Annotated in this window: 7 protein-coding genes; 3 read left to right on the forward strand and 4 right to left on the reverse strand. The window is 53.5% G+C overall.

The annotated features are described in order from the left end of the window. Window positions 1-77: 77 nt before the first annotated feature. The 3 genes from mutY to bioC are packed head-to-tail and all read right to left on the reverse strand — an operon-like array spanning window position 78 to window position 2,556. On the reverse strand, window positions 78-1,124 hold the full coding sequence (mutY, locus tag Q4C79_RS07995) for an A/G-specific adenine glycosylase (RefSeq protein WP_303090492.1): 1,047 nt from the start codon (window positions 1,122-1,124) through the stop codon (window positions 78-80). Next, the gene (gene bioD, locus Q4C79_RS08000; RefSeq protein ID WP_303090493.1) at window positions 1,121-1,774 is read right to left on the reverse strand and encodes a dethiobiotin synthase; all 654 of its coding nucleotides are present in this window, start codon (window positions 1,772-1,774) and stop codon (window positions 1,121-1,123) included. The genes mutY and bioD overlap by 4 nt, the downstream gene beginning before the upstream one ends. Next, window positions 1,771-2,556: a malonyl-ACP O-methyltransferase BioC gene (gene bioC, locus Q4C79_RS08005; protein ID WP_303090494.1), complete on the reverse strand. Its 786-nt coding sequence runs from the start codon at window positions 2,554-2,556 to the stop codon at window positions 1,771-1,773. Before bioC ends, bioD begins: the two co-directional genes overlap by 4 nt. A 308-nt stretch (window positions 2,557-2,864) precedes the next feature. Between bioC and tam the strand changes: the two genes are divergently transcribed. Then, window positions 2,865-3,635 carry a trans-aconitate 2-methyltransferase gene (gene tam, locus Q4C79_RS08010; RefSeq protein WP_303090495.1) on the forward strand — a complete coding sequence of 257 codons (771 nt, stop codon included), beginning with the start codon at window positions 2,865-2,867 and terminating at the stop codon, window positions 3,633-3,635. A gap of 245 nt (window positions 3,636-3,880) precedes the next feature. On the opposite strand, the gene Q4C79_RS08015 is transcribed toward tam, so the two are convergent. After that, a complete protein-coding gene (locus Q4C79_RS08015) occupies window positions 3,881-11,863 on the reverse strand; it encodes a YadA-like family protein (protein WP_303090496.1) in 7,983 nt (2,660 codons plus the stop codon). Between the two features lie 697 nt (window positions 11,864-12,560). Here Q4C79_RS08015 and Q4C79_RS08020 point away from each other — a divergent pair. Beyond that, the gene (locus Q4C79_RS08020; RefSeq protein WP_303090497.1) at window positions 12,561-12,758 is read left to right on the forward strand and encodes a DUF1737 domain-containing protein; all 198 of its coding nucleotides are present in this window, start codon (window positions 12,561-12,563) and stop codon (window positions 12,756-12,758) included. Window positions 12,759-12,783: 25 nt separating this feature from the next. Continuing rightward, entirely contained in the window at window positions 12,784-13,311 is a 528-nt protein-coding gene (locus Q4C79_RS08025; protein WP_303090515.1) for an alpha/beta hydrolase, read from the forward strand. Window positions 13,312-13,456 lie beyond the last annotated feature (145 nt).

Below are 13,456 nucleotides of genomic sequence, written 5' to 3' on the forward strand. Positions count from 1 at the left end.
ATGAGGTGCTGTTTCGAAAAACGTTGCGCTTGGTTTGACAATTCAAGGTCAAAAAAGCTGTTTTAGTCGCCAATATCCTAACCGTTATCCCTTGCGGCCAGATAACGGCTAAGCGGTTTGGGCAGGCCGTAATCCGCCATTTGTTGCGGCGTAACCCAGTGGCCGGTGGTTTCAGACAGGCCTGCTTGGTTTTTTGCAACGGCGCTAAAAGGTGTGATTTCCAGCTGCCGGTGGGTGAGGCGGTGGCTGATGGCGGGGCTTTCCTGTAACTCGGTATCGCTGATGCCGAAGCGGGCGGCGTAAGCGTGGAGATCGGCCAGCTTGTCGAAAGTGGGCAGGCAATAAAGCCCGGCCCAGATGCCTTGTTGTGGCCGCCGTTCCAGCCAAACAGCACCATCGGCGTTAAAAAGGGCGAGCCAATACCAAGATTGTTGTTGCACGGCGGCGGTGCTTTTTTTGCGCGGTAGCACTTCGACCAATTGCTGCGTTTTGGCTTGGCAAATATCGTTCATCGGGCAGGCGTGGCATAAGGGTTTGCTGCGTTTGCAAACGGTGGCGCCCAAATCCATCAGGCCTTGGGTATAGGCCGGCATCTCGTCGGCCTGTTCGGGCAGCAGGCTCTCGGCCAGTGTCCATAAGGTGCGCTCGAAAGCTTTGTCGGCCGGGTCGCCGTCTTGGGCGAACACGCGGCACAGTACGCGTTTGACGTTGCCGTCGAGTATGGTTTCCCGTTTGTGGAATGCGAAGGCGGCGATGGCGGCTGCGGTACTGCGGCCGACGCCGCACAGTTTTTCCAGTTGCAATCGTTCGTCGGGAAAACGGCCGCCGAATTGTCCGACAACTTGGCGGGCGGCTTTGTGCAGGTTGCGCGCGCGGCTGTAATAGCCCAAACCGGCCCACAGACAGAGCACCGCTTCTTGATCGGCGGCGGCCAATGCGTGAACATCGGGAAAGGCGGCGACAAAGCGCGGATAGTAGTCGAGCACGGTGGCCACTTGGGTTTGCTGCAACATGATTTCAGACAGCCATACGCGGTAAGGGTCTTGCGTTTGCCAAGGCAGGTGGCGGCGGCCATGTTGTTTTTGCCAGGCTATCAGGCGTCGGGCGAAAGTGGGCGGGGTCATGGTAAGGCGCCCTCCGGCAGCGGATCGAGTACGCGCCATTCGGCCTGCGGGAAATGCCGTTGAATGTGGCGGCGCAGATAGCGTTCGCTCTCGGCATTGATCAGCGGGTCGTATAGGGGAAAACGGTTGTACACTATACGGTGCAGGCGCAGTTTGCGGGTAGTCAGTGCTTCGAGGCTCAGCAGGGTGTGGTTGATGCTGCCGAGTTTGCCGCCGGTAACCAAAACCACCGGATAGCCTTGTTCGGCAACATAATCAAGCAGAGTATAGCCTTCTGCCAACGGTACCATCAGGCCGCCGGCGCCTTCCAGCAATACGGTATCGTAATGCTGCAACAGGGTTTCGGTGGCGCGGCGGATGATGGCAGGTTCAATGGCGGTGCCTTGCTGTGCGGCGGCCAGATGCGGCGAGCAGGGGTAGGGAAATACATAAGGCGCGGTGGTGCCGTCGTTATCGAAAGCAGTCGGCCCGATGCCTTGCAGCCTGCGGTGGCTGAGGATGTCGCCGGCTATGCCGCTGCAACCGGTTTGCACCAGTTTTTGGGTGATAACGCGATGGCCGGCGGCGGCCAGCTCGCGGGCATAAAGGCCGGTGGCGACGGTTTTGCCGACGTCGGTATCAATGCCGGCGATAAATAATACGGTTTTCATACGGTAATCTTTTGGCCGGTTTTCTCGGCGATAAAATAGAGCGGGGTATAAGTAAGCGGCAGGCGGCCGTTTTGCTGATAACGGCGTCGGTAGTCTTCGGAAAACGCCTGCAAACGGGTGCACGTCCAGTGTTGTTGCGCGGTGGCGGTGACGCCGGTGTGTTTCAGGTGGCTGAGTATTTGGTAGGCGTCGTCAAACCATAAGGTAATGGTTTGGGCTTCGCTTGCCAGCAGGTCGAATCCGTTTTTCCGCAACAGCGCCGTCCAGTGTGCGGCATCGGGGTAATGCAGTCCGACGCCGGTAAGCGCTTTGATTTGATGAAGGTTGTCTGGGTCGAAAGTATTGAACGCCAGCATGCCGCCGGCTCTCAGACAGGCATTTAGTTTTTGCAGTAAACGATCGGGTTCGGCCAGCCATTGGAAGGTGGAGGCGGAAGTAATCAAATCGTATGACGAGGGCAGCTCTATGGCTTCGATATCGCCCGGCAAGAAGCGGTCTGCCTTTATGTTGGCGGCACATTCCGGGCATAAATCGTTGATGTGCCAGTGAGCAACATTCAGCGAAGTTTGCAAAAGGCGGGTATACACGCCGGAGCCGCAGCCGATTTCCAGTGCGCAACCGTAATCGCGTCGCAACGCTTGTATATCCGATGCCAGCTTTTCTGCGATGCGGATTTGGGCGGCGGCGTGTTGTTCATACACGGGCAGTGCACGGGTGAAGCGGCGGGCGATTTGCTGTTTGGGGAGCATGGCGGCGGAGGGCAGGTAGCAGAAAGCGTGCATTGTAGCATGGCGTAGAGCGCTGGAAGAGATTGCGTTTTTTGTTTGGCTATAGCGGATTAACTTAACTTTCGCGACGGCGTTGTTGCGCCTTAGCTTGAAGAGAACGATTTTGTAAGCTGCTAAAACGGCAACAGAATCGGTTCCGTACGTGTGTACTGTCTGCGGCTTGCTGCCTTGTATCGAAAGTTAATTAAATCCGCTATAACGGTTTTCAGACAGGCATTGCCGGCTTTAGAATGCCTGTCTGAAAATTTTAAATTTAAGCCTTTATATAAATACTGTTAAATACTGTGTTCAAGGAGAAAAACTTGGCCGATTGGCAACCCGAACTGTACCGCCGCTTCGAAGCGGAGCGCACGCGGCCGGCGGCCGAGTTATTGGCACGCATCAGGCATCATGTTGTTTTCCGGGCAGTAGATTTGGGTTGCGGCCCGGGCAACAGCACGCAGTTGCTGCACCAGGCTTGGCCGCAAGCAGCGATTTTAGGCGTGGACCATTCGGCTGCCATGATAGCCGAAGCCAAACGCCGGTTGCCGCAGCTTAGCTTTTATCAAGCCGACTTTACCGATTGGCAGGCCGAAGAAGCGGTTGATCTGATTTTCGCCAATGCCGCGCTGCAATGGGTAGGACACCATGAGCGCTTGCTGCCGCATCTCATTGATCAGCTGGCCGACCAAGGTATACTCGCCATCCAAATGCCGGATAACCTCGACCAAGCCTATCACCGACTGATGCGCGAAACCGCTTTATTACCGCAATGGCGGCCCAAGATGAGCGCCGTGCGAAACCGTGATGCGCTGCCCGATACGGCGGCCTATTACGATATGCTGGCGGGAGCAGGTTGCAGTGTCGATATCTGGCGGACCACTTATTATCACGTGATGCCCGATGTAGAGAGCATTGCCGCATGGTTGGAGTCTACGGGGCTGAGACCGTTTTTAAATTTGTTGGATGAAAATGAGCGGCAGGCATTTATCAATGATTATACTGCTGCGTTACGCTGGGAATATCCGCAACAGGCAGACGGCAATATCCTGTTGCCGTATCCGCGGCTGTTTTTGGTGGCACAGAAGCGATAATGGAAAGCGGATTTTTTCAACAAGGCAAAACCATATCGTCACCAAAAGTTACCGCTTATAGCGGATTAACTTAACTTTCACTACGGCGTTGCTGCGCCTTGTCGTACTACTTGTGCTGTCTGCGGCTTGCTGCCTTGTATCGAAAATGTGTGAATCCGCTATATATTTTCAGACAGGCATCAATAAAAGAATGCCTGTCTGAAAAACAAAAAAGGGCGTTTCCGCCCTTTTCTTACCGTTAAGGTTTACCACTGATACAGCGCACCGGCACCGATGCCGACATGGCCGCCGGTATTGGTGGAAAGATTGCCTTTTACAATCCAGTTGCCGTTATCGCTCATCGAGGATACACCGAGTGCCACTGCAGACTGGCCGCCGTAGAAGCCGCTGCCGATACCCAAGCCGACCGTTCCCGGGCGGGTGACTTGCGGGATGGAACCTTGTGCAATCGCACCGGCGACACCGGCATTGGCTTTTTTGCCTACTTGGTCGATGCGTTGGTTTAGCTGATTACCCATATTCACTGTGTAGTTGGCTACATTATTGATGGCTTCGTTGGTGTGATACAGCTGGCTGCCGTTGATCGCATCGCTGCTGTCGGCGGAAACCACACCGGCGGCAACATTCTGAACCTGACGGGTTTGGCCTTCGGTACCCACGCTGACTACACCGACTACATCGTTCACACCGGCTACGTTGGCATCGTTGGCACCCGCGTAGGTGTAATTGCCGCCGCCGGCCGTGGTGTGTACCTCGACGGCCGAAGCTTGGCTGCCCAGAATCACCGAGTTGTCCATGGTTTGGGTTACGTTATTGCCCAGCACGAAAGTATCACTGGTCGATACCGTGTTTTTATTGCCCACCGAATAGGTGTTTTCTCCATCAATAATGGACGGATCACCGATGGCACCTGAATTCTTACCACGTACGATGTTGCCGGTACCGATGGAAATGGTGTTTTCCGCCAATGCCTGCGCGCCGGTACCAATGGCAATAGAGTTTTTGCCTTCCGCCGTGGTACGTTGGGTGCTGCCCGAATCGGTGGTGTAGGTATTACCCATTGCTACCGCGCCTTCGCCGCTGGCCACCGATTGGTAACCGATCGCCGTGGCATAAGCCCCCGAAGCGCTGGAATCAACCGTATTATGACCCTGTACTACCGGTCGGACGACACCGTCGTTGGTATGGAAGAACTTAATGCCTTGCTCGTTCATCTTACCGATGGCTTGAATCACATCGTTGGTTACATAAGTGTTTTGGCCCTCCACGTTATAAGTCGTCAGGGTGTATTGGTTTCCGCCCTTATCAGTGGAAACCGCTACGGTCTGGTTGGTTTCGGTAGTCGAGGTAGTGGTGCCGTCAGGATTGGTGACTACGGTCACGACGGTACCGGCCGGAGTGGTGCTGCCGTCGGCATTGGTGGTAGCAGGTACTTCAATAGTATCAATGTTGCTGCCGTTACCGCCGATTACCTGATACACGTTATACAGCTGGCTGCCGTTCACCGCATCGGTGCTGTCCGCAGAAACGGTTCCTGCCGCAACATTGGTCACCTTATTGCCGCCGGCATCCACACCGCTGGAAGTAATGCTCGGGCCGTTGGCAATACTTACGCCATCATTATTGATCACGGTATTGCCTGCCGTTACGCTGTCAACCGTCAGGTCTTTGGCCGTGGCGACGGTGTAGTTGGTGCTACCGTCGGCATTGGTGCTCGGCGTCACCACCATATTGTCACCGGCCGTTACCGTAGTTTTCGCCTGAACGGCAGCTTGGTTAACCGCACTGATGGCATCGTTGATGTTGTTGGCACCGGTACCGCCGACATTGGTCATGCTCACCGTACCGTCGGGATTAACCCCGGCATTGCCGCCGAATACATTGGCTACGCTGTTAGCAGTGTTGTACAACTGGCCGCCGTTTACCGCATCGGTGCTGCCGGAAGCGACGTCACCGGCCGCAACGTTGCTGACTTTCTTACCGTTGGCATTCAAACCGGCATCGGAAATGTAGGTGTTGCCGCCGACATTCACGCCCGAGTCATTCAATACCACCTGATTGGCACCGCTACCGGCGGTAACGCTGTCGAAGCTTACGTCTTTGGCAGTGGCGACGGTATAAGTCGTGCTGCCGTCGGCGTTTTGCGCTTCCGTTACCTCGATATTCTGACCGGCCGCCACTTTATTGGCTGCCGCTGCTGCAGCGGCGTTCAGTTGCGCCATGTTCACCGCGTCATCATCGGCCACACCGTTGGCGACGCCGGAAATCACGTTGCCGCCGTTGTTCAGACCGTTTTCAGACAGGCTTACCGGGTTGCCGTTAGCCGGGGTGATGGTGACGCCGTTGCCGCTTACGCTGGTGACGTTGCCGGCGGCATCGGTAAACTCGGCCGAGGTCAGACCGGTCAGTTCTTTGGCCAGTTTGATGTCCAGTGTGCCGTTGCCGTCGGATACCACGCCGATGTTGTTGTCGGCCAGGGCAGCGGCATCGGTAACGCCGCCTTTGATGGTCACGGTGGAGCCGAGTTTGCGTTCGGAATCGGTGCCGCTGTCACCGGCGAAGGTCAGCGGTTGGTTAACGGCGGTATTCAAACCGTTCAACGCATCGCCCACGGTGTTGTAGTTGGCGCTGGTGTTGTCGGCCGGATTGCCCGAGGTCAGGGTATAGGTCGGTGCGGTCACGTTGCCGGCTGCGTCAACGGTGCTGCCGCCGCCCAGATATTGGGCGGTGTTGTTGGCGGCGTTGTACAGCTGGCTGCCGTTCACCGCATCGGTGCTGCCGGCTGCGACGTTGCCGGGCGCGACGTTGCTGATGACGTTGTTGCCGGCATCAATACCGGTGGCGCTGATGCTCGGGCTGTTGGCCACCGGGGCGCCGTTGCCGTCGACGAAGGTCAATCCGTTGGCATCGATTTTGGTGCCGCCGGCGGTAACGCTGTCGACATTCAGGTTGTCAGCCAGATTGAAGGTAACGTCGTTCGAATCGGCGGTTTTGCTGATGACGATGTTGTCGTCGCTGTTGTTCAGGTCAACGGTTTCGTTTGCGCCGACATTGCTGCTGTTGGCACCTTCGGCGGTCAGGTTCCAGCCGGCATTGGCGGTGTTTCTGACTTCGTTCAGTTGCGCCATGTTCACCGCGTCATCATCGGCCACACCGTTGGCGACGCCGGAAATCACGTTGCCGCCGTTGTTCAGACCGTTTTCAGACAGGCTTACCGGGTTGCCGTTAGCCGGGGTGATGGTGACGCCGTTGCCGCTTACGCTGGTGACGTTGCCGGCGGCATCGGTAAACTCGGCCGAGGTCAGACCGGTCAGTTCTTTGGCCAGTTTGATGTCCAGTGTGCCGTTGCCGTCGGATACCACGCCGATGTTGTTGTCGGCCAGGGCAGCGGCATCGGTAACGCCGCCTTTGATGGTCACGGTGGAGCCGAGTTTGCGTTCGGAATCGGTGCCGCTGTCACCGGCGAAGGTCAGCGGTTGGTTAACGGCGGTATTCAAACCGTTCAACGCATCGCCCACGGTGTTGTAGTTGGCGCTGGTGTTGTCGGCCGGATTGCCCGAGGTCAGGGTATAGGTCGGTGCGGTCACGTTGCCGGCTGCGTCAACGGTGCTGCCGCCGCCCAGATATTGGGCGGTGTTGTTGGCGGCGTTGTACAGCTGGCTGCCGTTCACCGCATCGGTGCTGCCGGCTGCGACGTTGCCGGGCGCGACGTTGCTGATGACGTTGTTGCCGGCATCAATACCGGTGGCGCTGATGCTCGGGCTGTTGGCCACCGGGGCGCCGTTGCCGTCGACGAAGGTCAATCCGTTGGCATCGATTTTGGTGCCGCCGGCGGTAACGCTGTCGACATTCAGGTTGTCAGCCAGATTGAAGGTAACGTCGTTCGAATCGGCGGTTTTGCTGATGACGATGTTGTCGTCGCTGTTGTTCAGGTCAACGGTTTCGTTTGCGCCGACATTGCTGCTGTTGGCACCTTCGGCGGTCAGGTTCCAGCCGGCATTGGCGGTGTTTCTGACTTCGTTCAGTTGCGCCATGTTCACCGCGTCATCATCGGCCACACCGTTGGCGACGCCGGAAATCACGTTGCCGCCGTTGTTCAGACCGTTTTCAGACAGGCTTACCGGGTTGCCGTTAGCCGGAGTGATGGTGAGGCCGTTGCCGCCCAAGTTGGTGACGTTGCCCGCCGCATCGGTAAATTCGGCCGAGGTCAGACCGGTCAGTTCTTTGGCCAGTTTGATGTCCAGCGTATCGGTGCCGTTGGCAACTACACCGATATTATTGTCAGACAATGCGCCGGTGGCACCGCCATTTACTTCTAGGGTTTCGCCGAGAATGCGGTTGACATCACCGCCGCTGTCGCCGGAGAAGGTAATCGGTTTGCTGGCCACGGCATACAGCTGGCTGCCGTTGATGGCGTCGGTTGAGGTTTCAGAAATTTCGCCCGGCGCTACATTGATAATCTGGCGTTCTTGCCCTTGCGCACCCACGGATACGATACCTCTAGCAGTACCGGCAAAACCGCCATAAGCAACGTTACCCACCGTAGCAGTGGTAATCTGATTGGCAATACCTGCCGTAGTGGTTGCAGAGGATTCACTGCTTGCGTTGCCCAATATAACGTTATTGCCCGCTGTTGCAGTAACGTAATTACTCATAACAAAAGTATCTGCACCACTTACGTTATTGCTATTACCGATAATACGGCTGGCATTACCTGTTAAGGTATTATTGTTACCGAATGCCCCTGCATTATTTGCCGAAACCAGCGCGGCCTGCGTACCGTTATCGTTACCTACTGTATAGGTGCCTGTGCCAGAGATATAGGAGGGATCACCCAATGCACCGGAATTGGCTCCGCTTACCACGTTGCCAGTACCGATACTGATGGCTTGTGCGGCAGTGGCTTTTGCACCATTACCAATGGCAATCGCATTGGTCGCACTGGCATTAGCTTGGTTACCGATAGACACCGTATTGTTTGCTCGATTGCCTACACCTGCATTGGTACCTAAGGAGATATTATCGCTACCCGTAATATTGTTACCTGATGAGTAGCCAAATGTAAGGTTTCGAAGGCCGGATACGCTTCGTCCACTGATAGTACCGATTGCATAGTTCGAACCGCCGCTAACTGCTTGCCCCGTATTAGAACCTATAGAAATGTTGTTATGCCCGTTACTGATATTGGTACCCGCGCCGACGCCAATGCCGATATTAAAGTCGCTGGAGACAGCGTTACCGGCAGTTTGGCCTAATGCAAGGTTGGAGTTACCGGTAACGGAACGGCCGGAAGCATAGCCAACGGCTGTATTCCAGTTACCTGTTACAGTTACCGCTGCATTTGAGCCTAAAGCCGTATTGCTTGAGCCGTTAATATTTCGACCGGTATTGGCACCTACAAAAGTATTCAAACTACCTTGGATATTATTTCCCGCCTCTCCACCAATAGAGGTATTTCGACCGGTAACCATGACGCCGCCGCCGATATTAACCGCTACAGGAGAAACATTGTTGCCTGCGATATAGCCGATGGCGGTATCGTATTCAGAAGACGAATTCACCCCGGCAAAACTGCCCACTGCTGTTATTGACTGCACTGAAGCGGAAGCCGAAGCGCCAACCGCAACCGCATAATTGCCGTCGGCTTTAGCTGACACGCCTGCTGCCAACGCATCCAAACCAGTAGCCCCATCATTATCATAGTTACTACCTACACCTGTCGTTACACTATTTACACTGTAATAATGGGTTTGGGCATCTTGAAGTTTTTGGGTAACGAGATATAACTGGCTGCCGTTGATGGCATCGGTTGAGGTTTCAGAAATTTCGCCCGGCGCCACATTGATAATCTGGCGCTCTTTACCGGCAGCACCTACACTAACTACACCGTTGGCTGCGCTACCCACTCCGGCAAAACCGGAATAAGTAATGCCTTCTACAGTTGTCTGATTTACTGCTGTGGCTTCACGATCGGTAGAGGCGGTACCCAATATCACGCTATTAGTTTGTGTGGTCGTCACATTATTGCCCAACACAAAGGTGTTATCGCTTGGCAAGGTATTGTTATTACCTACTGAATATGAATTTGAACCATTAATTGTTGAAGGATCGCCGAATGCACCGGAATTGGCTCCGGCAACAACGTTACCCACACCAATGGAAATAGATTGTGAGCCGGTAGCTTGGGCACCGGTACCGATGGCAATAGCCGATTCTCCGCTAGAAGTGGCTGTATTACCCATAGCAATACTGCTTGATCCTGAAGCGGAGGATGTATAACCAAAGGCTTGGGCACTATTATTCAGAGCTTTTGCGCCATCACCCAAGGCAGTCGATGATTTACCGATGGCGTGCGAATCGTTGCCGGCGGCAAAAGAGTTTTGACCTAATGCTTCCGAAGATTGGCCAATGGCTGCAGCGTTAACTCCTTTTACCTGGCTAAATGCACCGATGGCTATCGAGTTTAAGCCGGTAGTCGTACCCACTAGGTTGGTACTATAGTTATTGCCTGCACGATCACTGATTTGTCCGCCGACCGCAGTGGCTGCTGTTACTGCTGCGTCCGTGCCCAAGACAATGGCGTTCTGAGTTGCGCTATTGCTGCGTACGCCGATAGTAATGGAGTTCACCCCTGTGGTTTTATAGCCTACGGTACCTGTAGTTTGATAATTGGCTTGCTGGCCGATAGCAATTGCACCTGCCGCTCCCGCATTGGCGGTGTTACCCATAGCAACGGCATTATTACCCAAGCTACGGCTGGAATTGCCGACCGCAACCGTTGTTGCGCCCACGCCTTTGGCCATTTGGCCAAGCGCAACCGAACCTGAACTGATGGCGATTGCACGGGAGCCAATGGCTACCGAGTTGCCTGCGGAAATAGACTTTATTGTCGTTGTGTTGGTTGAACCGGGTAAGGTGGCAGTAACAGATTGAACACCCAGTTGGGCTTCTGTTGTGCCTGCGCTTACAGCCGAATCAATCGCTTGGGTGGCGTTGGCATAAGTACCTAAAATTATATTACCGGCACCGTTTAAGCCGGCACCTGCATCGGTACCTAAGCCGATATTGTTATTGGCGTTGCTGCCGTATCTTAATGCACCGTCGCCAATAGCAACGTTGCGTCCTTCAGCGGCAGGTACAACAGGGTTGACACCCGCAAAGCGGCCGATAGAGATATCCCACGAGTTAGACGCTTCGGCAAGTTGGCCCATGGCAATACCTTGAGCGCTAACTGCTTTGGCACGGTCACCAATGGCCAAAGATGCTCCACCCGAAGCCAATGATGCAGAGCCTGCGGCAAAAGCAGCATCAGCGGTGGCCTGTGTATTTTGACCTATGGTGGCAGACAGTGCGCCGGTACTCTTACTGCCGGAACCAACTGCAACTGATTTAAGTCCGTTCGCGCGGGTTAAAGTGCCGGCGCCTGTGGCAGCATCCTCATCCCGATAAATATCATTCCCGGGCCAAGCGGTGATGTCTGCAGAGCCGATGGCTACCGCCATATTGCCTTCTGCCGTGGCTGATTGGCCTATGGCAACCGAACCGCTACCTTTTGCATAAGAAACCGTGCCCAAAGCCAGTGATTGGTCACCTGTAGCAGCTGCTTGCCGTTGCATGGCAAGGCTGTTTCTGCCAGCAGCCAAAGAGCCGGCACCGATGGCAATACCACCATAAGCACGCACCAAAGAATATGCACCAAAGGCCATACCGTAATTTTGATTGGCAGAAGCATACCCGCCTATAGCGAGCCCGCCGAAGTTAATCGCAGACGCACCGTTGCCGATTACCACGCCGCCCGCCGATGTATTATTGAGTACCAGTGAAGTGCCGGAAGTCAGGCCGTCGCGATAAGGGTTGCCGGGATTTTCGTTGTAATATAAATTAGATGATTGCCATGTTCCGGTCAACGTTGCCGTGCCAGCAGTTACTGGGGCTGTAGTTGATAGTGTTCCGATAATAATCGGAGCTTGAGTCGTTTCAGTAGCGCCGGCTGCGGTGGTTGTAGTGGTAACCGTAGCCCCTGAGCTTGCATATGCGTAGCTGCTGAGGCCAAATGCCATACCCAAAACCAACGGAATTGTCCGCAAAACGGTTTTTAATACTGAAGCTCCCCCTTTCGCAGAGCAAACCCGGCTGCCTGCCGGTTTGCCTTTGGCGGTTTCAATTTCTGAGACGGCTACCCAAGCGCCTAATGCGTCATTCCAAATAGAACGATAATTTTTATTCATGACAATGCCTTATATTGAGTATTTGTTTAAATTTTTAATTTTATGATTAAGATTTACGTGCTAGCCGCTTGCTCTTCCTTGCAGAGATCTGGACCGGACGACCAAACGGCCAAGCGCTTAATCGGTTTAATATTAGCTTCCGACATGGTTACCCTACGCCGAAAACGATGGATAAACCCCTTTTTAATTTTTGACATAAGCTGACAATTTTCAGCACTTTTACACTGAAATTGTCACGGAATAAAATTAGTAAACTAATTATTCTAAATAGTATAACTATGTTTTTTTAAAATATTACTTCTGAGAGTAACTTGCGCATGTTTTATCAATAGAATTTAAGCAAAAAGCAGGCCAAAATATCCGTCTAGGCAAAATATCAACCGCTAATTAACGGTTAATTTTTTTATATATTTGAATTTAATGGAAAAATATTTATTATTCTTTTTGCTTAAATAGTGAAAAGCGGCCAGGGAAATGTCTAGCCGACTGTGTGAGAAATAGCCTGTCAAATACAGGCTTGATTGTGATAAAAATAAAAATAGTTCAAAATATAAAGTATTTGCTTTAGCTATTATTGCTTACAATATTCGTTAAGAAGTGGAATAAAGGGTTAATTATTTCTGTTCGGTTGTTGTTTGTTTTCAGACAGGCATAGTACTATGCCTGTCTGAAACCGTTTTTGGAGAAGGAGAACAATATGAAAGTATACAGAATGCTAACGGGGGCGGATGACGCGGAATTTTGCCGTCGGGTAACCGAAGCTTTGCAACAGGGGTGGGAGCTTTATGGCAGCCCGAGCATGACGCATACTGATGACGGCGTTCGGATAGGGCAGGCGATTACCAAGGAGGTGGGTGGCAGCTATCATCCTGATAAACATTTGAACAGTTATTAAATGAATGCCTGTCTGAAAAAATATGATGAAACCGGCTGATTTAGAAGATTTAACCCTGTTTTTGCTGCGTGATGCTGATGAGGCGGAAATGTGGATAGACCGCTGGTTGGTCAGCTATCCCATTGTGGCGTATGCCCAATGCAGCGCTTCGCAAAGCCTGCCCGAACAGCGGCAACAGGTGGCGCAAGCTTTTGCCGGTATCGACAGTGATAATGTGATGGTGGTGGCGCATGGTGCGGCGGTAGCGGCTTTTATGAGTTGGTACGGTACTTTGTCGATGCAGCAACAGCGGCGGGTGAGGGTGGTGATGCTGGTTGCTCCTTTGCAGTCTGCCTGTCAGAGTGATGCAGTGCGTTATGTTTCGTTGATGTGTGCTAAAGCTGCATTGGTTATAGGCAGAGAGGATGAGGAATGCCCCCAAAGTTGGGCGGCTGAACAGGCGGCTTTATGGGGCGCGCGTTTGCTGATGTCGCCGCATTGCGGCCATTTGAATGGTACGCTTGGCGGCTGGCAATGGGGCAGTAAATTGATGCAGGAAATGCTATTGGCTTAATCAATGAAGGGTGTTGCCCTTACAGAGTTTGTAAAGTATGAGCTTGTGCTTTCTGACTACATGCTCTAAACCCATGTTGAAACCCATGCCTGTCTGAAAAAAAACTTCAGACAGGCATGGGTTTCAAATTGCCCGCAAGCGGCAA

This window comes from Neisseria sp. (genome assembly GCF_030523955.1).
In the GTDB taxonomy this organism is placed as follows: domain Bacteria; phylum Pseudomonadota; class Gammaproteobacteria; order Burkholderiales; family Neisseriaceae; genus Neisseria.